Genomic DNA, 26858 nt, shown 5'->3' with positions numbered 1-26858 from the left:
ATCTGGGTATAAAAGGTGTATCAATCGTTCACCTGTGTGGCCATGATGTCAGCAGATGCACGCTCAAACATCGCAATCACTTGTTGCGCAGTGATGCGCTGCATCGCATTGGGGTCTTTAACCCGCGTGCGCCAATCAACCTGCTGCGGCGTTTTACCGGTTTCCGCAAGTAAAGCTTCTTGGTAAGCGGAAACGACATAGTGGCGATAATGGTATGGACCTGTGCGCTCAGGATTATGGTGAGCGTAGAGACCAATGATTGGTGTATGCATGGCATTAGCCATATGCGCTGGGCCTGTATCGGGGGCGATCACCAAATCGGCCTTTGCGAGCAGTGCGAGCATCTGTTGCAGCGTGCTTTTTCCCACCAAGTTTAAGACGGGGTGAGCGAGTGCTTGCTCCACTTGCGCGGCCAGATCGCGCTCAACTTGTGCTGGGCTTCCGGCCAAGATCACTTGCCAGCCTTGTTGTTGGGCATGTTCAATAACTGCTGCATAGCCCTCTGCCGTCCAATTCTTATAAGCTTTGCTTGCTCCGGGCACCACAACTAAGCGAGGCTGCTCGGGCTGAAACTGCGCCTCAGCCCATGTCAGATCGTCAGGTTGGCAGGTGAGTGACCACTTAGGCTCAATATCGCGAATACCTAAGTGCTCAACGAATGCCAATAAACCATCTAAGACGTGCATTTTGTCCGGTGAGGGAACTTTGACATTGGTAAACCAAGTTTGAAAATCTTGGCTGCGCGCTGCATCAAAACCCAGTTTATAGCGCGCTTTGATCCCCAAAGTCGCAATGCTGGCGCGAAAAGCGTACTGCATGTGCAGTAGTGCATCAAAACGCTCGGACTTTAATTGCTGCCAAAGCTGAGTGTAAGCACGCCATCCGAGTTTTTTATCAAACACGATGACCTGAATATCGGGCAGATATTGGATAAGTTCTGCTTCCAGTTTACCCGTCACCCAAGTGATACGTGTTTGCGGCCATTGGCGTTGAATCGCTTGTACGGCAGCTATCGTATTACAGACATCACCAATCGCCGATAAACGCAGGATACAAAGAGAGTGTGGGGCTGATTGAAACAGTGCCATAGCCAAGCCTATTCGATAAACCTATTCGATAATTGAGCCAGAATTATGCAGAGCTGACCAGAAAATGTAAAATGCAGCACGCCAGATGCAGAGCAAAACTGCAAAACTACCGGATAACGATAGGAATCGCCCCTTGATACAGACGTTCAACGACGCGCAGCAGAAAGTTTGGTTTGACGATGCGCTTTTGCATGAAGACCCAAGTCAATGCTGCAACCCCGAGTTTTGGCAGCAAAATGGCAAAGTGCTCGGTAGCGCGACAGGGCGAGGCACCACGTGGTTTGTGCAGTTGCAACAGACACAAGGTGCTTTGCGTCATTATCGCCGCGGTGGTTTATTTGGCAAACTAGTGGCCGATTCTTACGGGTTCACCGGTTGGGAAAAGACCCGCAGCTATCAAGAATTTATGCTGCTCAATCACTTGCGCGATGCTGGCGTTAACGTGCCGCGCCCGATTGCCGCTCGCGTACAAAAACACGGGCTGCTGTATAAAGCCGATCTCTTAAGTGAAAAAGTGCCGAATGCCCGCGATCTGGTGAGTATCTTGCAAGAAAGCCCGATCAGCGATGAACTCTATTGTAAAATCGGACGTGAGATCCGCAAAATGCACGATGCGCAAGTCAACCACACCGATCTTAATATTCATAACATCTTGATTGATGACCAAGAGAAGGTATGGATTATTGATTTTGATAAGTGTTATGTGCAATCAGGTCATAGTTGGAAACAAGGAAATCTCAAACGATTGAAGAGGTCGTTTGAGAAAGAGATAGTTCAAAGTAATATCATCATCGAGTTAGGTAGTGTTGATATACTGTGTAATACAGCCCTGCAATAGAGTAAAAAAATGTTAAAAGCTTCCGTTATTGTGTCAATGTATAAAGATGTCGAGGCATTAAACTCGATACTATATGCACTTAGTAAACAGTCTATTTCTGAATTTGAGGTAATCATTGCAGAAGATGGAGATGATCCTCAGGTCGCCAACTTTTTGAATTCTATGCCTTACACTGATCTTAAAATTGTACATATTACTCAAGAGGATATCGGCTGGCGTAAGATGACCGCTGTAAATAAAGCAGTTGCACAAGCAAAATCTGATTATGTAATTTTCTTGGATGGTGACTGTATTCCACACTTTAAACATGTCGAAATTCATTTAGAGCAAAGTAATAAGGGTAGTGTACTGATTGGTCGTCGAGTCTTTTTAGGAGAAAAATACTCTAAATTAGTACGTCAAGAGCCCAATAAAATTGGCAATCTGCAAAATCCACTAAATTATCTATTTAAAATAGTCTCTTTGCATAAAGATAACATTCGTAATTATGAGGTTGGTTTAATCAATCCTTTATTGCATAAACTGTATAAAAAGAAATATCTTAACTTGGTCGGATGCAATTTTTCATGTTTTGTTCATGATTTCAAATTAGTCAATGGATATAACGAAGAACTACCAGGGGTTGGTGCCGAAGATGATGATTTAAGTCACAGAATGATGGCAATAGGATTAGAGATGCGAAATATAAAGTTTCTCTCGCCAGTATATCATCTTGACCATCCTGCTCGCCGTTCACTTGCTAATGTAAATAAAGAGATAACAAAAAAAAATATCGAAAATGGAATATATTATTGCAAGAAGGGGATCGACCAATATTTATAGGAGTGAATGGTAAAAGTAGGTGTACTTTTACCATATCCTTATAATTTAAAGTAATCCATAGCTTCTTCTATAAAATTCTTTACACACTCTTCTGAACGACGATGTTCATTTTTTACATGTTCTTTTACGAAGTGTTGAGTATCTCTTGCCCACTGTAGTTGCTCTTTACTAAAGCCATAAGCTATACCATAACGATCAGTTATGTTTGGATACCATTGTTCAATGCTAGTGTGTGGATCTGGTACTACGATAGATTCGCATCCACATAGATTTGCGAAAATAGAATAAGCAGTGTAGTCGTCATAGCTAATAAAACGTTTGGCCTTTTTAAATAAAACTGCTACTTCTTCATGGCTTAAAGAATCAATTAGAATTGAGTCTTCAGGATGAACTTTAGTCTTATTTTTTCCTTTGCGGATAGCATGACAAGTTAAAGTTCTATCTGTATATGGCAGAGCCCCTTCTTCGTTATATAGGTCTGTTGGGTAATAGATTACTTTTAACTCATTTTCAGATGTTTTTGAATTTGGTAATGAGAAATCTTTGATAGCTGAATTAAACTTAATGATTAATTCATTTTGACCATAGTTTATCTTTCCACTAAAATGGGCTGGTTGGTGAAGTAACCATCTAACAACATTTTTTGCATTTAGTGGATTGTTAGAGACTATTTCAGGATAAACAACAATCGCCTCAGATAAATTTATATCTTGCAAAGAATTTAGAACGGGAGTTTTCCACTGTGGCTTGATTGTATAATTCTTTGTTTTTCTATAATGTTTTATACTATTTTTTATACCTAATATGGAATATTTTCCAACATTAAGATTTAAGCTATTCGGCACTAAAAAGGCTTGATGTTCTGTAGTTGTATTAATTAGATGTACTAAGCGATGTAGAACAACTACCCCACCATTTTTGCTATCAAAATTCTGCGAATAAACGAGTATAATCATTTTTTATTACCAGAATAACTGTCTAAAAAATCACATGCTATATCAATTATTCGATTCATATCTTCTTCTTTAAGATTAAAGTATAGCGGGAGTCTAACTAATTTCTCACTTTCTTTTGTTGTATGGATATCTTCACCATGAAAATAGCTAAATTTTCTTCCCGCTACTGTGCTATGTAGAGGTAAATAATGAAATACCGTCAGAACACTATTATTCTTCATATGAATAATAAATTTATCTCTTATATCAACATTATGTAGTTTTATGTAAAACATATGAGCATTGTGTTGACAGTTCGCCGGGATTGATGGGAGTTCGATTACGCCAGACTCTTGATATTTAGAAAAGGCATTTAGATAGCTGTTCCAAATATTGAGGCGAGTATGATTGATTTCTACAGCCTGCTCCATTTGAGCATACAGATATGCCGCTTGTATTTCGCTTGGCAGCATGCTGCTACCTATATCAACCCATGTGTATTTATCCACCATACCTTTGAAAAATAAACTTCTGTTAGTTCCTTTCTCTCGCAAAATTTCTGCACGTTGAATAAAACGTTGGTCGTTAATCAGGAGTGCGCCTCCTTCTCCTCCAGACGTGTAGTTTTTTGTCTCATGAAAACTAAATGCGGCCATATGACCAATAGAGCCCAAAGGTTGATCTTTATATGTAGACATCATCCCTTGTGCGGCATCTTCTATAACAAATAGTTTATACTTATTCGCGATTGCCATTATTGTACCCATATCACAGCTGACTCCTGCGTAGTGGACTGGTACTATCGCTTTTGTTCTAGCGGTAATGGCTGATTCAATTTTGGTTTCATCAATGTTCATAGTGTCTGGGCGAATATCGACAAAGACAATTTTGGCTCCACGTAGGACAAATGCATTTGCAGTACTAACGAAAGTAAAGCTTGGCATAATCACTTCATCACCAGCTTGAATATCAATCAGTAAAGCAGCAAGCTCGAGTGCATGAGTGCAAGAAGGTGTGAGTAAAGCTTTTTTTGTTTGAGTATGCTTTTCAAGCCATACCTCACATTGTTTTGCGAATGGTCCATCCCCAGATAACTTATCACCAGAAACAGCTTGAGAAATATATTTTAGTTCATTGCCAGTCACTGGTGGTTTGTTAAATGGGATAAAATGCATATTGCTAGACATAGTGAACTCTTAAGTCTCGAGTGTATAGTGCGATATAATTTACCCCAAATGATTGTTGAGAAATAGTGTTTATGAATTTTGAGTTAAGACATTGGGATAGTGATTTTTTTTCAAGACAGATCGGCGATGTCAGTTGGTCAGATGAACCTAGTTGCAGTGAGAGTGGGAGACTAGACTTAATCACAACGAAGGTATCCTCTACTGAAGAGGATAAGATACGTATTTTAAATCAAGCTGGGTTTACTCTGTGTGAGGGAGAGGCTCTATTTTTAAAACCGCTTCGGCAGGTAAAAATTTTAACCGGAGTAGAACGTTTGGGTGTCAATGACTTACCAATGTTAAGAAATATTACAGATGGCTTATATCTATCGAGTCGTTTTAAAGCTCCATGGTTTACTGAAGAAGAAAAAGACAGCTTTTATAGAGAGTGGCTCAGAAAAGCGGTTTTAAGTCAGTTTGATGACCTATGCATGGTTAAACGAGTAGATACAAAGATTGCTGGTTTTGTAACAGTGAGAGTTGAAGGAGAGCATGCATCAATTGGTCTTATTGGTGTATTGCCTGAATATCAAACCCTTGGTTTAGGTAAGGCTTTAATTGAATGTGCTGAGTCTTATGCTTTTGAGCATGGATGTAAGCACCTATCTGTTGCAACGCAACTGAGTAATATTAAAGCGATGAATCTCTACATGAAATCAGGTTATTCTTTACAGAAGACAGCTTATTGGTTCTATAAGTGATGTATTATCTTATCTATAGTATTTTGGATAGAACCAGACGATTCTGAAAATACATAGTAAGCATTTTTCCCTGATACTTCACGGTAAGATATATCAGAAAAAAGAGATATTACGGATTGAGAGAGTTCTTTTGAGGACTGTATTACTAAAAGTGCATTATTTTCTTTAAGTCTTTTGGCTATCTCTAAAAAATTGTAATAGCTCGGCCCTGTTATGATTGGCTTTGATAAAGCAGCTGGTTCCAGTAAATTATGGCCTCCAACCTTATCACCTAATAAACTCCCACCTATAAAGCATACATCAGATGCCTCCATAAGGATCAGCATCTCACCCATGGTATCTCCTAAGTAAACCTGAAAGGCTTTATCTAACTGTCGATTATTTTGGTTAGTTCTGCGAGCTGTATTGAACATCCGCTGGGATAAATTAAATACATCGCTAAATCTTTCCGGATGTCGAGGGACCAATATCAGTAGTGCATTAGGGTACTCTTTTAATACTTTACGATGAGCATGAAGTATTTGTTCGTCTTCACCATTATGTGTACTTGCAGCTATCCAGATAGGACGGTTATCACCAAGTTGATTTCGTAAAGTTTGACCTTGCTCTTTTATTTTTGAGGTGATCTCTATATCGAACTTAATCGATCCTGTGATAGAAACTTTTTCTTTTTCTACCCCTAGTTTAATAAAGCGTTCAGCATCATCCGGATACTGACATAAAACTTGAGTTAAGCTTTTCGCGAGTAAATTAAATATGGGCTGAACTCTTGCGTATCGTTGGCAAGAGCGTTCAGAGAGACGAGCATTAATTACAGTAATAGGAATTCCTGCTCTGGCTACAGTATGTAGTGTATTTGGCCAAAGTTCAGTTTCCATGATAAGTAGCTGGCTAGGATTTATGGAATTGATAAAACCACGTATGGCAAATGGGAAGTCGAAAGGCATGTAGCGATGTTCAGCAATATCTTGGAGTTTAGCCGCTTGTTCGGCACCGGTCGGAGTTGTAGTGGTAATAACGATGGACTGGTCAGGATACTGTGATTTTAGGTTTTTTATCAGTGGAGAAACTGCAAGTGTTTCTCCAACAGATACAGCATGGATCCAAATAGGCGACTTCGTATCTTTAAGTGGCGGAGTGAAACCAAAGTGCTCTTTCCATCGGACGCCAACGCAAGGTTTCCCTTGCTGCTTTCTATATAACCCCCACATTAAAATGGGACAAATGATGGTCAGTAGCAAGGTATAGAGGCCACGGATTAACACGCTATTGTTCCTTTTTTTTAACCAAATCATCTGGCTTAATGTGAGTCCATTTTGAACGAGGGCGATCTATATATTGAAAATGTTCATTAGTAAAACTACCTTGAATGCAAACGTATTTTCTATCTTTTGTGCAGAGATCTGTTCTATCTTTTAATAATTCATCAAATACGCCTGGTCCTGTCGAATAATAAACCCCCATTTTAGGTTCATAGTTATCAATATTATGTATAACTTTTTCAATAGCTTTGTTTAGAACACTATTATTAGGGGCGGAGGCAATAAAATAGTTCGTAAAGCGAGTATTGTTATCAATTTTTATATAAATAGCTTTTTGCTCATCACCGATGAGTTTATCAAGTGGCCATACTAGCGTGGCATCAATATCCATATACACACCACCATAGGTATTGAGTACCACTAAACGCCATAAGTCAGCTTGGGCTGCACCGTTAGTGAGGCGAGAGTAAGCATCATAAACTTCTGGTGATGCATGTTCTTTTAAGAATTCCCCACGTGCTTCGGTACTCACATAGCGATAGTCACAGTTGAGCGACATGAGACGGTTAAACAGATAGTTAAGGTAAACCGGTAGTGAAGCTTGATCGGTAAAGTTGGTTTGCCAAATAGTGCGTGGAATGGGGGCATTGGCGCGCATTTTTAGCTTAGCTGGTGAGTAAGCGGGAATCGTAAAACGCAGCTTTGGAAACACCCAATGAAACGGGTAAGAGAGCATCTTAAATAGGTTGCCAGTCAGGCGAATTAGTCGGTTGGCAATCACTTTAGCGGTGTTGTTCATAAGTGTTTATATCTCATTAGCGAGTGCCGATTTCGCATCGGGCACGATAAATAGGTTTAGCGCTTCAATGACACGAGAAGGCAATAGAGAATTGAGGCAATCCATATGGCCCAGAGGGCATTCTCGCTTAAAGCAAGGGCGACACTCAATATCTGTATGCACCATCGCCAGTTTATTGGTCAGTGGTGGCGTGTATTTTGGGGAGCTAGAGCCGTAAATGGCGACAATATTACACCCGACGGCTGCAGAAACATGCATTAATCCTGAGTCATTGCTCACCACCGTATGACAAGCAGCAAGCAAGTCAACCGCTTCAATTAACGAGGTTTCTCCAGCAAGGTTGGCACAGTATGCTTGTTGCTCTAAGCTTAATGCTTGTTGTATTTGGGTTGTGACCGGATGATCTTTCGCTGAGCCAAACAACCACACCTGAAAACCTTTTTCAATCACATAACGAGCGACTTCGGCGTAGTAGTGATCGGGCCAGCGTTTGGCTGGGCCAAACTCAGCACCAGGACAAAGACCGATAATTGGCCGCGTTGAATCTAAGCCGAGTCGCTGACGCGCCGTCTGCTGCGCTTTATGGTCAACGGTGAGTTTTGGTCTTGGACAGTGTTCCAATGAAACGTCTGCTCGCATTGTCGCTTTTGGATGAGCTAATGCGACGTACCTTTCAACCATGTATTGAAAAACACGCTTGTCCGGACGTAAGTCATTAAGCAGCCCATAACGAAATTCACCTTTCCAGCCAGTACGGCGTGGAATTTTGGCGAATACCGGAATCAGAGCAGATTTTGCTGAATTGGGCAGCACATAAGCCTGAGAGTAGTGTTTGTCTCGTAGCTCATGGCCAATAGCGCGACGCCCAAGTAGATTGAATGCACCGTGTCCGATTGTCATTTCAATCGCCTGATTGACTTCGGGCATGCGTTCTAAAATCGGTTTGCACCAAGCTGGCGCTAAGACATCAATCTTTGCGCTAGGATGTAACTGCTTGAGCCGTTTATATAAGCTCTGTGACATCACCATATCACCGACCCAAGAAGGGCCTATTATTAAGAAAGTCATAATCCAGTCTATTTTTTGTATTTTCTAAATATTAAACCAGAGACAAGTCGAGTTTTGTTAGGCATAGGATAAACTTACTGTCTATTTTTTGTCTTCTTGAAAAGGTAATTCCCTTTCACTTTTCGCCACAGACCAAAAGTGTCGGTTCTTGGAAAAATCGCAATCCGACGTATTTGATAGGGATCTTGATGCATCAAAAGTGGACCACTGTTAGTCGCTACGGCAAATGGGTAGGCCAGCTCCTGAGCGAGTTGTTTAGAGGTTGCATCATGGTCACCATAAGGATAAGCAAAGGAGGTCAGTGGCTCTCCGATTAGTGCCTCAAGTTCGAGTTTGTTGCGCAATATTTCTTCGCGTTGTTCCGATTCACTGAGCTTACTCAAAAAGGGATGAGTCATCGTATGACCACCAATTTCTACTAATCCAGAGTCATGTAACGCTTTAACTTGATCCGGTGACATCAAAGGGACCACTTTTTCTGGGTTGTCACTCACTTCGACATCCCAGCGATTAAAATTCTCGCCAGTTACCACATATACCACGGCTTTAAATTGATACTTGTTGAGCAGCGGCAGCAACAATTCATAGTTGTCGCGATAGCCATCATCGACGGTAATTATGATAAAACGCTTACCTGGTTGTAAGCGATGAATAAATCCCTTCTCAGAGAGATCTTTGAAGGTCAGAGTTTCAAAGCCCATTTTTTGAAGCAACCGAAAATGTTTCTCAAGCTGCTGAACATGCAAATAAGTACCATGTACACCTTTTTCGCTGTCATCACGAATAAAGCGGTGGTACATGATGATGGGGACTTCTCGTTGTAACTTGTTGACATAAACCGTTTGATAAAGGCTTTCAAGCTCATTCACAATCACTTGTAAATCATAGTTAAGCTTGATCTGTTCAGTGATCTCTTGAGCGCAGTGCGGTTGACTTAGGCCTTGCTCAATCAAAGCGGGGATCTGCTGGAAATCTATCGCCAGATCTTGTGGGCCGATATCGCCAAAATTGGTTGCCATGGCTTGGTTTAGATTGTCCAGTTCGATAATGCCCACGCAGCTTGCTTCACCAATCGCAAGTGTCGGGCGGCCACACAGGAGTGCCTCCATCGCGACTCGTCCTGCACCAATCACCAAATCTGATTGAGCCATGATCTGTTCAACGTTAGTGGAGTAGCCGGGAAATGAGACTTTATCTTGCAGTGCGCTAAAACGCTCAGTTAACGGTGTACCTGTGATCACTTGTACTTGGTAGCGGTCGAGGTCTAAACACTCGGTTAGCAACCTATAGCAAAGTTCACCTTTAGGGCCACTGAGTCGGCCAATGATAGAGATAACCGGCTTAGGATTATTGGGCGCTGCGCAACGTTGAAAGGTACTTGTTTCTATCCCATTACGGCTTACGTGCAGTTGGCTCTCTGGTACACTGAGATCCGTGATTAATTGTTCTCGTATTGCTTCGCAAACAGGCAGTGCTTTATCTCCCATCGCATGGAATTTTTTGCGCGAAGCATGTACTGGTTGACGACCATGGACCGTGGTCACCATTGGAGTATTAGTCAAACGGCAGGCAATATGGCAACTCCAGCTTGACGCTCGAGAGTGAGCATGGACTAACTGGATCTGATGTTTCTTAATCAGGTAAACCAGATAGGCGACATGCCAAAAGCGCCGTGGGATGCTGCGTTTATTAAAGCGCAGTTTAAAGAACAGGCCATCGTGAGCTTTGGTGAGTGTATCGGAAACATAAAATACCTGATGGCCACGTCGAGTGAGCTCATTACCTACACTAGTGGCGTACACCTCGGCTCCCGTTACTTCGAGTTGGGATAGGGCCATTAGAATGTTCATGATTCGATAGTTCCTTATGTTATTTATTTTTCTATAAATGCTTCTTTGTAGCCATTGATTGCAACGAACTGTTTCTTGATTTTTGTTTCTTCGAAAAGATCCATCGATTGCTGTAATCGAGGAAGCTCTTGATGAATTACATGCAATATAACTGCTTGATGAAAAATGTTTTTGATACATTTCCCCGTTGCAACAAGCCGATATTCAATGTCTGTATCTTCACCTATGCAGGGGTGTTCATATCGGTTGTCGAAGCCATTTACGGATAGGAAATCTTCTTTATTGAGCGAAAAGTTACATCCAACAATACCTTTTTTTTTGTTATTTAGTATATGAAAAATATAAGGGTTTTGTATCCGAATTCCTTTTTCTATGTTTTTGCCTTTTCCTATTAAGTAGTTGATGAAAATAGAGAGGAAATTTTCTTTGAAAAATTTATGAGGGTTGTCACATGAATATAATTGCGTTCTGTAGATTTCAGCGAGATCGACTCTTCTTCCATTTAATATCGTGTTTTTAGAACTGTTATTAATATGATCTTCAACGAAGTTCTCTTGAGGGATACAGTCTCCATCGATAAAAATCAAGTACGGACTTGATGTTAAAGAAACCGCTTTGTTCAATATGCGGTTTTTTCTAAATCCGATATCATCATGTCGAATATGAATGATCGGAATTGGACTGTTATCTTGAATTTTTTTAATATCATCTGCACATTCCTCTTTCGAACCATCGTCTGCAATAATGACTTCAAAAAGGTTGTGCTTATATTGTGGAGTTAAAGCATTAAATATGCATCTCAACGCATTTGTGTTATTGTAAAATGAAATTATTAATGATGCTTTGTATTTAGTGCTCATCAGTCATACCTTTCTTTTTGATAGACATAGCGCCAACAAAGAGAATAAGACAATTGTCTGATACTCTAGGTAGCTGGTATAAAAAAATGACATTATTAAATGTGTTAATATTAAACTAATGCCCGCTTGGGTCCATGGAGTAGGTGCTTCTTTTAGTAAGTGCAATATAATTGAGGTTAGAAGTGATATATATAATGATAAATAGAACAAGCCAAGTTTATTTAACATATCTATATAAGAATTATGGGAGTCAGAAAATGAAAAATTATTCATGGTTTTTAATTTTATTTCTTCAATATCATAATTTTCACTCATGAATTTATAAAATTCATCATTAAAATGGAGTAGACCACTGCCTAAGATAATGTCCTCTGGCTGATGATTAAATTTAAATTTAAAAAACTCTAGTCCTGATTGCCACATTGTGATACGTGAAATGTTTGAAGCGTCACTCGTCGTGTTAGTTATACTTTCTAATCTGTTTTGTGCTGTGATACCAAAATCCGTTTTCTGTAGACTAAAAAATAGTAAACATAATGAAAAGAAACTAAATAACAAGACCTTTGGTCGAGTGAATAAGATAAGTATAAAGCTCGATATAACTATAGCAAGAATCGGAGCTCGACTACCGGATAATATTAAACAAATGACTGACGAGGAAATGAATAATATAAAAAGCAACTTAAATAGTTTTGATGAGTCGCGATCCAATAGAAATGGGAGAGTAAATATTATTGAATATGCTAGTATTTCTCCCCATCGACCTATATCCCAGAAGCTTCCTATTCTTTCACCATTCCAATTGTTAATGCCAATGTCAAACCAGAGTGATAGTGAATAACATATAGCAGCTAGGATACCAAAATAAAATAGTGATATATTTAATTTTACATTACTTCTTGCCAGATGGGTGATTGTCGGGAATAAAAGAAAAATAATTCCTTTTTTTAAGAAGTTGAACATTTCACCTATATCAAAGTTTGTTAAGATTGAAACTATCAGACCCGTTAAAAATAGAGAGATTGATAGTTTTTCAATAATTCCAAATGACTTTTTTAAAAGTTTAGAATGTCTGGTTAATTGATAAATAAAGATAATTAGAATTGATGTAATGCCGATGTTTATTCCAGCTTTAGAAAAGCCTAAAGATAGGAATAGTAGTGATATAGGCATAAAATATATAAGTGATAAGCTCATTAAATTAATCATCATTAAGAAGCAAAGGAAGAAAACCTCCTTTGCAATATATTAATTAATCAGCGCCATATATTCAGCGACACCTTCAGCCACTGTTTTGAACTGTACATCACAGCCAGCAGCGCGAAGTTTGGTAAGGTCAGCCTCGGTAAACTCTTGGTAAGCACCTTTAAGATGGTCTGGGAATGGAATGGTTTCGACTTCGCCACGACCATGGAATGCGATCACCGCTTTCGCTACTTCGTTGAACGATTCCGCTTTACCAGTACCACAGTTAAAAATGCCGGATACGCCATGCTCTAAAAACCACAAATTGACCGCAGCGACATCACCGACATACACGAAATCACGTTTGAAGTGCTCACTGCCAGCAAACAGTTTCGGGTTTTCACCCGCATTCATTTGATTGTTCAAATGAAAGGCAACCGAAGCCATCGAGCCTTTATGCTGCTCACGAGGGCCGTATACGTTGAAGTAACGAAACCCCGTTATTTGCGATAAGGTTTCACCGTGTTGTTCCGCATCTAACCATAGGCGGCGTACATAGTTATCAAATTGCTGCTTCGAATAACCGTAAACGTTGAGTGCACCTTCATACTGCGGCTCTTCAATAAAGGTATCGGTTTCGCCATAAGTGGCTGCTGAAGAGGCATACAGGAAGGGGATTTCACGATCTAAGCAGTAGTGCAGCAGCTCTTTAGAGTATTCATAGTTGTTGAGCATGACATATTTACCATCCCACTCTGTGGTCGCAGAGCAAGCTCCCTCATGAAAAATGGCGTCAATGGACCCAAAATCATCACCGGCCATGATCTGAGCTAGGAAGTCATCTCGATCCATATAGTCGGCGATCTGTAGGTCAACCAGATTTTTGAACTTACGACCATTTTTCAAATGATCGACGACCAGAATGTCAGTGATACCACGCTCATTAAGCGCTTTGATAATGTTGCTGCCAATCATGCCAGCGCCGCCAGTTACGATAATCATTATGAATTCCTATAGATGCGAACAGTTGCACGCATTATAGCCCGTCATTCTAATGCTGTAATCACAAAATCTATCTCGTCTCTTTCCAAAGCTCGCCCGTCACAGCGTTTTGGTTTAGACTCGTGCAATGAAAATTCGTCGATCACGCTATTGGGAGTATTACCCAAGGGCGGTAGCATTCTGTAAATGTGTATGTAGACGCATCGTAATAAGCCTCTAACAAAAAATGGACGTAGAATGAAGATATTAGTTACAGGTGGCGCCGGTTTTATTGGCTCTGCTGTTGTTCGTCATGTCATCCAGAACACTCAAGACAGTGTCGTAAACTTAGATAAATTGACTTATGCAGGCAATTTAGAATCTTTAGTGTCAGTGGCTGGTAGCGAACGTTATGCTTTTGAGCAAGTTGATATCTGTGACCGTGCTGAGCTAGATCGTGTTTTTGCAGAGTATCAACCCGATGCGGTTATGCACTTAGCGGCTGAATCTCATGTTGACCGCTCTATTGATGGTCCAGCGGCCTTTATCGAAACCAATATTATTGGCACCTATACCCTCCTCGAAGCGGCTCGTCATTACTGGAGCAATTTAGAGAGTGAACGTAAAGTTGCGTTTCGTTTTCATCACATTTCAACCGATGAAGTGTATGGCGATTTAGAAGGTACGGACGACCTCTTTACCGAAACGACCGCCTATGAACCAAGTAGTCCTTATTCTGCGTCTAAGGCATCCAGTGACCACTTGGTGCGCGCTTGGCTACGTACTTATGGTTTACCCACTATAGTCACCAACTGCTCAAACAACTACGGCCCCTATCATTTTCCAGAAAAGCTCATTCCATTGATGATTTTGAATGCACTGGAAGGCAAAGCCCTGCCTGTGTATGGCGATGGTATGCAAATTCGCGATTGGCTGTTTGTCGAAGACCACGCACGAGCATTGTATAAAGTGGTGACTGAAGGTCTGGTGGGTGAAACCTACAACATTGGTGGACACAATGAAAAAGCCAATATTGAAGTCGTAAACACACTCTGTGCATTACTTGAAGAGTTGGTACCGAATAAGCCCGCGGGTGTTGCGCACTACGCCGACCTCATTACTTACGTCAAAGACCGCCCAGGGCATGACGTTCGTTACGCGATTGATGCGTCGAAAATCGAGCGAGAGCTGGGTTGGAAGCCAGAAGAGACCTTTGAATCCGGTATTCGCAAAACCGTAGAGTGGTATTTACATCACCGTGAATGGTGGAGCCGAGTGTTGGACGGCTCATACAGTCGTGAGCGTTTAGGTACCGGACAATAACAATCAATGAAGTTGGCAATAGCATGAAAGGCATTATTTTAGCGGGTGGCTCAGGCACTCGTCTCTATCCCATTACCCGCGGCGTATCAAAGCAGCTGCTCCCCATTTACGACAAACCGATGATTTACTATCCGCTTTCGACACTAATGTTGGCGGGAATTCGTGACGTTTTGATTATTACCACACCTGAAGATAACGAAAGTTTTAAACGCTTATTGGGCGATGGCCGTGATTTTGGCATTCATCTTCAATATGCCATTCAACCGAGTCCTGATGGTTTGGCGCAAGCTTTCTTAATTGGTGAAGAGTTCATTGGTAACGACTCGGTTTGTCTTGTGCTTGGCGATAACATTTTCTATGGGCAATCGTTCAGTAAAACTCTGCGCCATGCGGCATCGCGTGAGCACGGTGCAACCGTATTTGGTTACCAAGTCAAAGACCCCGAGCGTTTTGGTGTGGTGGAGTTTGATGAGCAGATGCGCGCGATTTCAATTGAAGAAAAGCCTCTGAAGCCTAAGTCAAACTATGCGGTCACTGGACTGTATTTCTATGACAGCCGAGTGGTAGAGCTTGCCAAGCAAGTGAAGCCGTCAGCGCGTGGTGAATTAGAAATCACCACTCTTAATGAGATGTATCTGAATGATGGCTCGCTCAATGTCGAGCTACTAGGCCGTGGTTTTGCTTGGCTAGATACGGGCACCCATGAAAGCTTGCATGAAGCTTCCTCCTTTGTAGAAACGGTGCAGCACATTCAAGGGTTGAAGATTGCGTGTTTGGAAGAGATTGCTTGGCGTAATGGTTGGCTCACCTCTGAGCAGCTTCTTGAGTGCGCAAAGCCGATGCTTAAAAATGACTATGGCCAGTATTTGGAAAGATTAGTCAAAGAGGAGCGCCACGGATGATGCGTGTTCTAGTGACGGGCAGCCGTGGTCAAGTGGGGCACTGCTTAGTCCAGCAGCTCAGTACCATGAAAGAGGTTGAGTTTTTAGCGGTAGACCGCGACCAACTGGATATCACCCATTCCGCTCAAGTGGATGCGGTGGTGAATGAATTCAAGCCTAACATCATCATCAATGCGGCGGCGCATACCGCCGTTGACCGTGCAGAGCAAGAGATTGAGCTCTCTTACGCGATTAACCGAGATGGCCCTCACTACCTAGCCCAAGCGGCACAGAAGGTTGGTGCGGCGATACTGCACATTTCGACAGACTATGTCTTTTCTGGTGATAAACCGAATCCATATCTCGAAACTGACCCTACCGCACCACAGGGCGTGTATGGCGAAAGCAAATTAGCGGGAGAAATCGCGGTCGCTCAAGCCTGCCCTCGGCACATTATCTTGCGCACGGCTTGGGTGTTTGGTGAGCATGGCAATAACTTTGTGAAAACCATGCTGCGTTTAGCACAAACACGCGATGCCCTAGGCGTGGTAGCAGACCAGTATGGTGGCCCGACGTATGCGGGAGATATTGCCAACGCGCTACTGATGATGGCGAAAGCGATTGTGGAGGGGAAATCTACCGCTTTTGGTGTATATCATTTTTCTGGATTACCGCATGTCAGTTGGCATGAGTTTGCTTGCACTATTTTTGATAAAGCCCGTGACCAAGGGATATTGAATAAATCCTTGCAAGTCAATGCAATTACTACGCAAGAGTACCCAACCCCGGCGAAGAGGCCGGCTAACTCTCAGTTAGACACCCAGAAAATCCATCAACACTTCGGTGTAGTTGCCAGCGATTGGCAGGCCGCATTGAACCATCTCATCGACTATAAGAGTGAAGAATAATGAAAGTGATAGAGACAGACATTCCTGATGTCAAAATCATTGAGCCCACGGTGTTTGGTGATGAACGCGGATTTTTTATGGAAACGTGGAATCAAAAGCGTTTTGAAGAGTTGGTGACGGGTAAGCCAACCCAGTTTGTGCAAGACAATCATTCAAAATCTAAAAAAGGGATTTTACGAGGTTTGCATTACCAAACGGAAAACACGCAAGGCAAATTAGTGCGTGTGGTTTCTGGTGAAGTGTTTGATGTCGCGGTAGACATTCGTAAAGACTCGCCGACTTTTGGGAAGTGGGTGGGTGTGTATCTGTCTGCGGAAAACAAACGTCAGCTTTGGGTTCCTGAGGGTTTTGCGCATGGCTTTTATGTGACTAGTGATGAGGCGGAGTTTGTGTATAAATGCACGGATTATTACAACCCGACAGCTGAGCATTCGTTATTGTGGAATGATCCGGACATTGCAATTGTGTGGCCACTGAGTGGTACTGAACCTCAGTTATCAGTAAAAGACCAATTAGGATGTAATATTTCAAACGCAAAGATATTAGGTTAATAACGTGTTGAATTATATTATAAGACCATTTTCTGTTTTAATAAAAAACTGGGAGTTAACTAAACAATTGACTGTCCGAAATGTATCTGAACGATACAAAGGATCTGTGTTAGGTAGTATGTGGGGTATCATTAACCCGCTTCTTATGTTATCAGTATATACATTTTTCTTCAGTGTGGTATTTAACGCACGTTGGGGGGGGAGCGGTGTGACAGACTCAAAAGCAGAATTTGCTATTATTTTGTTCTCTGGATTGATGCTATTTAATTTTTTTTCTGAATGCATTAATAAAGCTCCGTCACTTGTGCTAAGTAACGTCAATTACGTGAAAAAAATTGTATTTCCACTAGAAATACTAGCTTGGGTTAATGTACTCAGTGGTATTATAAATTTTCTAGTGGCATTTGTAATATGGCTGGTCTTTTATTTGGCTATCTTTGGTGTTCCACACTTAACAATATTGTTATTTCCATTTGTATTATTACCTTTATTTTTATTATTGCTTGGTTTATCTTGGTTATTATCATCTGTCTGTGTTTATATTAGAGATGTAGGCCAATTGATACCGCCTTTAACATCTGTGCTGTTATTTATGTCACCAATTTTCTATGCTTTAAAAATGATTCCAGAAAGCTATAGGTTCATATTTATGATTAATCCAATAACCCCAATAGTTGAAGAAGCGCGACAAGTTCTTATTTATGGTGAGAGCATAAATTTAATTTCCTGGGGATGGTCTATGAGTTTAAGTTTATGTGTGCTCTACCTGGGCTATTTCTGCTTTTCAAAATTTAAAAATGGTTTTGCTGATGTCCTCTAGTAATTTGGCAATAAAGGTTGACGGATTAGGTAAGTGTTTCCATACATATCCAACGTCAAAAGATAGACTCAAGCAGTTTATTATTCCCCCTGTAAAACAATTTCTAGGCAGGGATAACACACCTTACTACTCAGAATTTTGGGCACTTAGAGATATATCATTTGAAATTGAAAAAGGTGAATCTTTTGGTATCGTAGGTAGAAATGGCTCAGGTAAAAGTACACTATTGCAGATTATTACTGGAACGCTTTTCCCAACAGAGGGTAATTTAGCTGTTAATGGCAGAATCGCTGCTCTCTTGGAGCTTGGCTCAGGGTTTAACCCTGAGTTTACTGGTCGAGAGAATGTTTATCTTAATGGAATGTTGGTTGGTTTATCAAAGCGTGAAATAGATGAGCGTTTTGATGATATTGCAGCTTTTGCTGACATTGGTGTTCATCTTGAACAACCAGTTAAAACCTACTCCAGCGGAATGTTAGTAAGACTGGCATTTGCGGTTCAAGTGCAATTAACACCAGATATTTTAATTGTCGATGAAGCCTTAGCCGTCGGTGATGCTTTATTCCAAAAACGTTGTTATCAACGTATGGAACAACTGACGAATGATGGTGTTACACTTTTGTTTGTATCACATGATCAAGAATCAGTGAGGACATTAACAGAAAAAAGCATTCTACTTAATAATGGTAAGATTGTAGATCATGGAACATCATCTGAAGTACTAATTTCATACCGTAAGCTACTGCATGAGCAAGAGCAAGATTATTATAAGAACATAGTTAATAATATTGCTTTAAAACAAAATGATAAATTTCAATTTGATAATAAATCTTTTGGAAGTGGACAAGCAGAAATAATTAAAGTCTCAACTTTTAATGATCAGGGAATTCCAAGTAAAGTGTTCTCTGTTGGAGATAAAGTTAGAATTAAAGCTGAATGTAAGGCTAATATTGAAATCGAAAATTTGAATGTTGCTTTAAGAATAAGAAATAAACAAGGAATAAAAATTACATCATGGGGGACTCTTAATCAGGATATTGACCTGTTGGAGTCTGGTTCATCAGGTGAAATATTCTGGAGTCGAAAGCTAAATAAAGATGAAATATTCGATGTTTGGTTTGAGTTTAATTGTATATTAGGTGCAAACCTATATGAAATTCAAGCATCGATAACTCATGAGGAAAAGCCTGATTACTCTATGCAAACACAATTACATTGGGTTGATGAAGCTGCTTTTTTTCAAGTAGTGAATCATGAAAGTAAAGCTTTTTTCGGTGGCTTAGTCGATCTAAATATAAAGGCGAATTGGGAAGATATAAATGGCTAACACAAATCCTGCTGACTATAATAATGCGTACAATGAATACTGGTCATCACCTGATCGAATTGGTGAGACAAGCGGTGACCTGAAAAAAATCTCTAATCAAATTATTGAAACATGTGGATTCGGCAAAGTTCTTGATATCGGTTGTGGTGAAGGAAAGTTAGTTGCTGAATTAGTCAATTCAGGAGTTGATGCTTTTGGGTTGGATATATCAGATGTTGTGATTGAGCGCGCAAATAGTCGTTTAAAAGGAAGATTTAAGCAAGGTTCAATTTTAGAACTGCCATTTCAAGATAACCATTTTGATACTGTTGTTTCAACTGATTGTATGGAGCACCTGACTCCTGATGATGTCCCAGCAGCATTAAAAGAAATTTGTCGAGTTACAGGTAAATATGTATTTCTTCAAATTGCCACGACACAAGATAGAGATGGCCACTGGCATTTAACTGTGGAAGGTCGAGAATGGTGGGAAACTAAGTGTTTAGAAGCAGGTTTTCGTAAGCACCCAGGTTACTATAGATTGAATGCTTATGAGGCCTTGAATCAAGAGCCGTGGCAAATATACGTTCTGCTAGAAAAAATCCCTCAGCAAGCCATTCGTAAGTATTCTATGGAAGAGTTGAACAAACAACGAATTTTGCACATGGATATGCTACGTGAGGTTGGGCGTAGAGGTGATGCACATTGTATTCGATATCACAAGGCTGCTGAATATGTTCGTCCAGGAGATACTGTATTAGATTTAGCATGTGGCCTTGGTTATGGAAGCCATATTATTTACCACAATAGTCATGCGAAGCGTGTCATAGGCATGGACTTAAGTGAATCAGGCATTGAATATGCTCAACAGAATTACCAAGTTGATGGCCATGTTGAATTTTCATTAGCAGACGCACAGAATATTGAGAATTTACCGGATAATTCAGTTGATTTTATTACAACGTTTGAAACGATAGAACACCTACCAGAGCCTAAGAAATATTTGGCTGAGTTAGAGCGGGTGTTGAAACCATCAGGTAGGATGCTAATTTGTGCCCCAAATAACTGGGCTGATGAAACAGGTAAGGATCCAAATCCTCATCATTTTCATGTATATACTTGGGAGCGGTTAAAAGAAGAGTGCGGCACTCACTTTATCTTAGAGAAAGGCTTTGTTCAAACTGCTGGTGGTGCAATGAAGTGCCATCACTCGCCACGTGCCTGGCATGAGGTTCCTGTTGAAGGTTTCGATTGCGAAGCTGAGTGGATTCTTCTGCTTTGCATGAAGGACCCAATGAAAGGCCACTCCTTATCATATAGTGAAACTCAGTGGGTATTACCGAAATCAGAAGATTTCAATGTTGTTAATTTTGCTAGAGATTATGAAAATCCATGGATAGTTCGAGGAACGGTGACTAGAGGTCAACGTTTATTAAATAAGGATTTGCTTGCTTCTAAACAACTTGAAATATTGTCAACTACTCCGTCTGATTCAGTTGATTATGCTGCTTCATTATGCGGCTATATATATTCTGTCATTGAAAATGAAGAGTATGTTAAGAGTAGTGTCGTTGATAGTATTTCGAAAAAAATTGATGAATACTTAGACTTGCAGAAAAAGACTCCGCACCACATCCGCTGGAATGTATCTATCGCATATGCGGCCGCTTTGCTATATAAGCACTTAGGTGACATTAATAAGTCTCTAGAGTATTTTAAACTTACGACTCAATTTGATGTGGCTGAGTTTAGTCCGTTGCTAGGAAATAAAACTGTAGATGCTTATTTTGAAATGGCTAAACTTCACCTTAGCATAAATGAAAATGAAAAGGCAAAAGTAAATCTAGAAACTATTATTCAAGAAGTAATCCGCCTTTCTCAATTAAACTGGTTGAATATTATTGGTACCTGTGAAAGTCCTTTCCCATTTGGTATGCCAGAAATGTCTCAACTGCTTGATAAAGGTGCTAGAGCGGCTTATATGCTTGATAATTTTGATAGTATTGATGCTCGTCCTGAGCTGATAGCTACTGAAGCCAAAGGTTACTTTGAACGTATTATCTCAAATCATGAATTGATTATTTCAGAACAAAACAATTCTCTTAAAAACTTGTATGCTGAAGTTGCAAGACTCAAAAGAGATAACAACGTATATATAACCGAAATACAACGTCTAAATAAGGTTAATGATAATTTTTCAAAAATTGATACTCGAATGCGCCAATCCATATTTTACCGAGGGCTTCGATATGTCTATCGAAGAGCTAAAGTTATCTTAAAATAATATGAAGGTATTTAAAGTGACGAAAGCACCCACATTTTTATTCGAATTAGGCACCTCTTTAGAAATATACAAATAATTGCTGTTGATTAAATCATTATAAATAATCATATTGGGCTTGCAGTCAATATACGTAATGATCGTTACCTTGACTAATATCGATAGCTGCGTCATCGGGTAAATAAAAATTGAAGTAAAGTATATGATTAATAATAAAGTTGGAATAGTTATTGTTTCCTACAATGCACACAAGGCTGTTGAGCTAACATTGAGCAGCTTAAGTCGTGCATATAATGAAACAAGTTATAAAGTAATACTTATAGACAACGCGTCTAAACAAGAAGAACAAATTCTTATAAAGGCCTCATTTGACAGATATGCCGATGATGCCAATAAAAACTGGTTATTTATTCAGGAAGAGGAGAATAGAGGTTTCTCTGGTGGTAATAATGTTGGTATCAAGAAGTTTTTAGAAGATTCTGAAGTTGATCGTATTTGTCTTTTAAACAGTGATGTCATTGTTACTGATCATTGGTTAGATAGATTAGCAGAGAAGAATGAAGATGTCGTCAGTGCGGTTACCAACAAGGCTGATAGCGAGCAGTGTGTCCCATGTGATTACGACTTTTCATTATCAGATGCATTAGGTACGGATGAAATAGGTGTAAAAGAAAGTGTTTATCAGGCAATAAATCAATATTCAAACAAGCGCTATAGTGATTTTCAATATTCTGTTGTTGACTCTGATATTACTTTTTTCTGTGTGTTGCTCAATAAATCAGCTATACAAAAAGTAGGTTTACTTGATGAGACATTCTTCCCTGGTGGTTATGAAGACGATGACTATTGTATCAGGTTAAAAGAAAGTGGAATAACACCTAAGCTATGTCGTGATGTTTTCATTCATCACTGGGGATCGGCTTCATTTGGCCAGCTTCAGCACACATACTTCCAAGAAAAAGCAGATAGAAATCGCAGTTACCTAGAGAAAAAGCACGATATTACTTGGGCATATAGAGCAGAAAGGCCATTCATGTCCTATTTTCAAGATATTAGTTTTTGCTTAAGAAATAGGAGTAAAATAGAGAGTTTCTCATTTTATGATCAGAGATTTGTCAAAGAGCTTGATCTTTTAGTATCAAACTATGTGAGTGAAAGTAAAGCTATTTCAAAACTAGTTGATACCGCAATTGATAAATATAATGTACAGTACAATGGAAATGCCAATATTTTTGAATCAATTCAGGCTGATTGGGATTATATTAAGAAGCATAAGACATGTTTATTTAAAAAAACTCCTTCCGAAATGGACTTAGCTAACTTTAACAAGAAGTTTGATACTTTCCTTACTAATATAAATGACTGCCAACTACAGACAATTATTAGTTACAAGTTCCTGTGTGAAAATGCACCTGATTTGGTTTCAGGAAAAAAATTGAATGAATTAAAGATAGGTTTTTTGGGCTCAATAAAAAGAGCGTTGAAGACAGTTGCTAACTTCAAGGGGGTTGTTTTCTTCGGTGGATACCCATATGAAGATAAGTTAAATGATGGTTATTTCCAACGTATTAAAGCCATCGATGAGCAAATTCAAGATCGTTGGCGCGTTTATGTAGACCACAATCAAGACGGCCATTGGTGGTCGATACCGAGCAAGCAGGTCATTTCTGTTAATATACATGGTTCCAGAAAAAATAAATTTTTAGCTCGAATGCTAACATTATTATTAACATTACGCTGTCGTAAAATTTATTTCCATAGTGTACTACGTATGCATGATAGTCGTTTTGGCTATCTGATGTATTTCCCTTTTATAAAAAAAGCAATTGATATCCATGGTGTTGTGCCAGAAGAGTTTCGTTATTATGGTGACTATTATAGTGCTTGCCTATATGAAAAATATGAAAAAATTGCGGTAAAAAATGCCAATATTGTATTAACAGTTACAGATACAATGAAGCAATATCTTGCTGATAAATATCGTATTGACCTTCAGGTAAAAGGGGTTACCTTACCTATATTCCAAAATGCAAATAATGATGAGTGTAACAAGTCATCTGACAGCGAGCAGTTAAAAGTTATTTATGCAGGTGGTTTACATAAATGGCAGCAAGTCGACAAGATGTTATCGGCGATTGAACAGGTAAGAGATAAGTTTAAAATCTATTTCTTCTGTCCTCAACCAGAGGAAATATCTCAAAGACTTTCACTAGAAGCATTCAAATCAGCTAATATTGAAATTGGATGTAAAAGTCCTGATGAGCTTCGACATTTCTACCAAATTTCAGACTTCGGATTTATTCTTCGAGAAGATATTATTGTTAATAATGTTTCCTGCCCAACCAAACTCATTGAGTACCTCGACTATGATATCATTCCAGTTATTGAGACCCCCAAAATAGGTGATTTTGATAACTATGGCATGCAATATGTTGACATACGAGAATTTGTGAAAGGAAATATTCCAAACGAAGTTCAACGTCAAGAAATGATTTTGAAAAATCGAGATGTAGTGAAAAAATTAAAACAGGCTAAAGTCTCTGGTAGTGACGAATTAGTTAGATTTTTTAATAATAAATTTGTATCAAAAGGAAATATGTTTAAATTTGCTAAGAAAGTCAAACATCATTTGAAATCCAGTCCTAGAATGACTCATTTAGCATCAAGAGTATGGCACAAGTATAAGCAAATAGCTCAAATTGACGTTCAGACTATTAGCCAATTTGATTTGTCTACAGTAATATCCTACGAAGACAAGTTCGATGTTGTTGTACAAGTAGATAATTTTGTTGCTGGTGGATTAGAAAATGTGGTCATTGATGTCAATACTGAATTTGAAAAAGCTGGACTTAAATGCTGTCTAGTAGTTTTCGGAGAAACTGGTCCAGCGCTCGACAAGGCTATTCAAAGTGGTCTTCGAGTAGTAAGTATGCCATTCGATGAGTATGTTTATGAAGACTTTCTTAGAAGAACATCCCCAAAAGTTGTCATGACGCATTACTCATTAATGGGACTTGAGATTTGTAAACAGCTTGATATTTACACTATTCAAGTCATTCATAATATGTATATGTGGTTCTCTTATCAAGAGAAGGAAGTCTTTAAGTCTGCTTCACAATATACCGATTGCTATATTTCCGTGTCTAAGATAGCTTTAGACTATGCAATTAAAAAGTTAGAATTGCCGGAAGAAAAATGCATTGTTATTCCAAATGGCGTTGATTTAAATAAATTTTCTACTCTGACTTCAGAGGAAGAGAGAGAAGCACTTTATCAGAAGCTAGGATTAAAAAAAGATGACTTTATCTTTTTGTCTGTTGGTTCTATCAATCATCAAAAAAATTCTGCATCTTTGGTTAGGTCATTTGCAAAAATAGCTGAAAAGGCTCCAAAAGCTAAGCTAGTTATGGTTGGCCCAGTATATGAGCAGAAAGTGTACCAAGAAGTCAACGAAGAGATAAGTAAGCATAACCTGAAAAATAGGGTTATTCATGTTGGTCATGATAGTCATATTCAGAAATATTATTCTATTGCTAACGTTTTTGTTCACTCTCCATTTTTTGAAGGGGCACCATTGGTTATCTTAGAAGCCATTGCTGCTATGTTACCGATAATTACAATAGAAACACTCATACCGGATGACTTAAGGGATGAATCTCATATATTAACTGTAAAACCTCACATTGATTTATTTAAGTTTAATCTAGGGATTACTGAGTTGAATTCGTCCCCTATAATTGAAAGTGAGTTCTCTCGATTGATGCTTAAATTCTATGAAGACTATCCAGGTTTAAAAGTTAATGCAGCCCTTGATGGATACGATAAAAGTAAGATGTTTAAACGTTATATTGACTTGGTGAAGAATAAACTATAGTAATGTAAGGCACATACATATCCTTGTGCCTTTAGCATTTGAGATACTATGAAGAAGAGTATATATATTTTTTTAAAAAACATCTATTGGTCAATGCCCTCATCGGCACGTAACCTACTGAATGGTTTTCGGTATAGTTTTGTTCGCTATTTGAGAACAAAACTACTTACATCTTCAAAATCAAATTTAAGTGGCTTGATTGATGAAGATGAATTTAAAAAAATGCTAGGTGAATTTGCCGAAATTTATATATTTGAACTAGCAGTTGATTGGGGTATTGATTTATATCAACGTCCTCAGCATCTAGCTACAGCACTTGGTTCTGATCAGAACTGCTTAGTTATATATAAGACCCAAGGTGATAATATTAACGGATTCAAGCAGATAGAAAAAAATGTTTGGCTCACTAACCGATTAAAATTTGTTGATTCTTTAAAGGCTGTCAAGAGAATATATTTTTCTACATCTATATTCAATCGGCAAAATCATATGATCGCGATGCGTGATCATGGAAAAGTAATATATGAATATATTGATCATATCAGTGAAGAAATTTCTGGCGGTAAAAAGGAAATTAACCATTTAATTAAAATTAGGAATTTTGCGTTTGAAGGCGGTGTTGATCATGTTGTGGCAACAGCTGATGCACTATTTAATGAAGCCTGCAGTTATTTAAGCCCTGATAAAGTAACTTTAATCCCTAATGGTGTTGATATTGAACACTATCAGCACCATATAGGGAAAAATACTGTTGCAGTTCAAGATATAAGTAATTTTTTTGATAAGTATGAAAAAGTGGTGGGATATTTCGGAGCTATTGCACCTTGGTTATGGTACGATTTGATAAAGCAGGTTGTAGACAGTCATCCTAATGTAGGATTCCTCATGATTGGGCCTGATTATGGAGGTTGTCAGTCTCTCCTTCCTAATCATAACGACAATTTTCTTTGGATTGGCCCTGTCAGCTATCAATATCTTCCCTCCGTGGCTATGAGTTTTGATGTTTGTTGGATCCCATTCCGATTAGGAGAAATTGCAAAAACAACATCACCTCTTAAACTCTTTGAATATTTTGCGATGGGTAAACCAGTCATCGTGACTTCTGACATGATTGAGTGTGTTAAGTATCGAGAAGTGTATCATGGTGCAAATATCTCTGAGATTAATCAGGTATTACCTATAGCACTACAGCGAGTAAATGACTCAGATTATTGTCAGAAATTGAAACTTCTGGCGGCTCAGAATAGCTGGAAGAATCGTGCTCTGGCTTATCATTCAATTCATTTTCATTAACACATA

At 39.3% G+C, this 26858-nt stretch carries 22 protein-coding genes; 12 read left to right on the top strand and 10 right to left on the bottom strand.

Translation table 11 applies throughout. From position 1 onward, the window contains the following. Positions 1-20: 20 nt before the first annotated feature. On the bottom strand, positions 21-1088 hold the full coding sequence (locus tag R4537_RS17800; protein WP_071178162.1) for a glycosyltransferase family 9 protein: 1068 nt from the start codon (positions 1086-1088) through the stop codon (positions 21-23). Positions 1089-1221: 133 nt separating this feature from the next. On the opposite strand from R4537_RS17800, the gene R4537_RS17795 reads away from it, so the two are divergent. Together R4537_RS17795 and R4537_RS17790 are read left to right on the top strand one after the other, a co-directional pair. Further along, on the top strand, positions 1222-1926 hold the full coding sequence (locus R4537_RS17795; protein ID WP_071178163.1) for a 3-deoxy-D-manno-octulosonic acid kinase: 705 nt from the start codon (positions 1222-1224) through the stop codon (positions 1924-1926). A 9-nt stretch (positions 1927-1935) separates the two neighbouring features. Then, on the top strand, positions 1936-2748 hold the full coding sequence (locus R4537_RS17790; RefSeq protein ID WP_071178164.1) for a glycosyltransferase: 813 nt from the start codon (positions 1936-1938) through the stop codon (positions 2746-2748). Between the two features lie 38 nt (positions 2749-2786). Here the strand turns inward: R4537_RS17790 and R4537_RS17785 are convergent, their stop codons facing one another. Both R4537_RS17785 and rffA read right to left on the bottom strand, forming a co-directional pair. Further along, positions 2787-3704, bottom strand: a complete 918-nt coding sequence (locus R4537_RS17785; RefSeq protein WP_071178165.1) for a WavQ — start codon at positions 3702-3704, stop codon at positions 2787-2789. Beyond that, on the bottom strand, positions 3701-4870 hold the full coding sequence (gene rffA, locus R4537_RS17780; protein WP_235859090.1) for a dTDP-4-amino-4,6-dideoxygalactose transaminase: 1170 nt from the start codon (positions 4868-4870) through the stop codon (positions 3701-3703). The genes R4537_RS17785 and rffA overlap by 4 nt, the downstream gene beginning before the upstream one ends. Before the next feature lie 71 nt (positions 4871-4941). Between rffA and R4537_RS17775 the strand changes: the two genes are divergently transcribed. Beyond that, positions 4942-5610: a GNAT family N-acetyltransferase gene (locus R4537_RS17775; RefSeq protein ID WP_235859091.1), complete on the top strand. Its 669-nt coding sequence runs from the start codon at positions 4942-4944 to the stop codon at positions 5608-5610. On the opposite strand, the gene waaA is transcribed toward R4537_RS17775, so the two are convergent. The 7 genes from waaA to rfaD all read right to left on the bottom strand — a co-directional run bounded on the left by waaA (position 5601) and on the right by rfaD (position 13636). Then, complete coding sequence (waaA, locus tag R4537_RS17770; protein ID WP_071178166.1) at positions 5601-6875, bottom strand: lipid IV(A) 3-deoxy-D-manno-octulosonic acid transferase; 1275 nt, start codon at positions 6873-6875, stop codon at positions 5601-5603. The two genes, R4537_RS17775 and waaA, sit on opposite strands and share 10 nt — an antisense overlap. Position 6876: 1 nt before the next feature. Further along, on the bottom strand, positions 6877-7671 hold the full coding sequence (locus tag R4537_RS17765; RefSeq protein ID WP_001066206.1) for a glycosyltransferase family 32 protein: 795 nt from the start codon (positions 7669-7671) through the stop codon (positions 6877-6879). Between the two features lie 6 nt (positions 7672-7677). Then, complete coding sequence (gene waaF / locus R4537_RS17760) at positions 7678-8739, bottom strand: lipopolysaccharide heptosyltransferase II (RefSeq protein WP_071178167.1); 1062 nt, start codon at positions 8737-8739, stop codon at positions 7678-7680. Positions 8740-8813: 74 nt separating this feature from the next. Then, positions 8814-10589: a bifunctional glycosyltransferase family 4 protein/polysaccharide deacetylase gene (locus R4537_RS17755; RefSeq protein WP_071178168.1), complete on the bottom strand. Its 1776-nt coding sequence runs from the start codon at positions 10587-10589 to the stop codon at positions 8814-8816. A gap of 23 nt (positions 10590-10612) precedes the next feature. Continuing rightward, positions 10613-11449, bottom strand: a complete 837-nt coding sequence (locus tag R4537_RS17750) for a glycosyltransferase (protein WP_071178169.1) — start codon at positions 11447-11449, stop codon at positions 10613-10615. Positions 11450-11452: 3 nt separating this feature from the next. Beyond that, the gene (locus R4537_RS17745; RefSeq protein WP_235859092.1) at positions 11453-12646 is read right to left on the bottom strand and encodes an O-antigen ligase family protein; all 1194 of its coding nucleotides are present in this window, start codon (positions 12644-12646) and stop codon (positions 11453-11455) included. A gap of 51 nt (positions 12647-12697) precedes the next feature. Continuing rightward, on the bottom strand, positions 12698-13636 hold the full coding sequence (gene rfaD, locus R4537_RS17740; protein ID WP_033933068.1) for an ADP-glyceromanno-heptose 6-epimerase: 939 nt from the start codon (positions 13634-13636) through the stop codon (positions 12698-12700). 237 nt (positions 13637-13873) lie between these two features. On the opposite strand from rfaD, the gene rfbB reads away from it, so the two are divergent. From rfbB to R4537_RS17695, 9 genes are all read left to right on the top strand, one after another. Then, complete coding sequence (gene rfbB / locus R4537_RS17735; protein WP_071178170.1) at positions 13874-14938, top strand: dTDP-glucose 4,6-dehydratase; 1065 nt, start codon at positions 13874-13876, stop codon at positions 14936-14938. 23 nt (positions 14939-14961) lie between these two features. Further along, positions 14962-15840 carry a glucose-1-phosphate thymidylyltransferase RfbA gene (gene rfbA, locus R4537_RS17730; protein ID WP_000676094.1) on the top strand — a complete coding sequence of 293 codons (879 nt, stop codon included), beginning with the start codon at positions 14962-14964 and terminating at the stop codon, positions 15838-15840. After that, entirely contained in the window at positions 15837-16727 is an 891-nt protein-coding gene (gene rfbD / locus R4537_RS17725; protein WP_029628155.1) for a dTDP-4-dehydrorhamnose reductase, read from the top strand. The genes rfbA and rfbD overlap by 4 nt, the downstream gene beginning before the upstream one ends. Then, on the top strand, positions 16727-17278 hold the full coding sequence (gene rfbC / locus R4537_RS17720; protein ID WP_000864155.1) for a dTDP-4-dehydrorhamnose 3,5-epimerase: 552 nt from the start codon (positions 16727-16729) through the stop codon (positions 17276-17278). The genes rfbD and rfbC overlap by 1 nt, the downstream gene beginning before the upstream one ends. Positions 17279-17282: 4 nt before the next feature. Then, positions 17283-18098: an ABC transporter permease gene (locus R4537_RS17715; protein ID WP_033933083.1), complete on the top strand. Its 816-nt coding sequence runs from the start codon at positions 17283-17285 to the stop codon at positions 18096-18098. Beyond that, entirely contained in the window at positions 18088-19425 is a 1338-nt protein-coding gene (locus R4537_RS17710) for an ABC transporter ATP-binding protein (protein WP_033933084.1), read from the top strand. Before R4537_RS17715 ends, R4537_RS17710 begins: the two co-directional genes overlap by 11 nt. Further along, positions 19418-21688: a class I SAM-dependent methyltransferase gene (locus tag R4537_RS17705; protein WP_071178171.1), complete on the top strand. Its 2271-nt coding sequence runs from the start codon at positions 19418-19420 to the stop codon at positions 21686-21688. Before R4537_RS17710 ends, R4537_RS17705 begins: the two co-directional genes overlap by 8 nt. Positions 21689-21887: 199 nt before the next feature. Beyond that, positions 21888-25559, top strand: a complete 3672-nt coding sequence (locus R4537_RS17700; RefSeq protein ID WP_033933086.1) for a glycosyltransferase — start codon at positions 21888-21890, stop codon at positions 25557-25559. 48 nt (positions 25560-25607) lie between these two features. Continuing rightward, positions 25608-26852 (top strand): glycosyltransferase, encoded by a 1245-nt coding sequence (locus R4537_RS17695; RefSeq protein ID WP_033933087.1) that lies wholly within the window; start codon positions 25608-25610, stop codon positions 26850-26852. The last annotated feature ends 6 nt before the right edge of the window (positions 26853-26858 follow it).

The sequence above is a fragment of the Vibrio paracholerae genome (genome assembly GCF_037672085.1).
GTDB lineage: Bacteria > Pseudomonadota > Gammaproteobacteria > Enterobacterales > Vibrionaceae > Vibrio > Vibrio cholerae.
The sequence above is the reverse complement of the archived record's forward strand: the minus strand, read 5'-3'. Positions and strand labels throughout refer to the sequence as shown.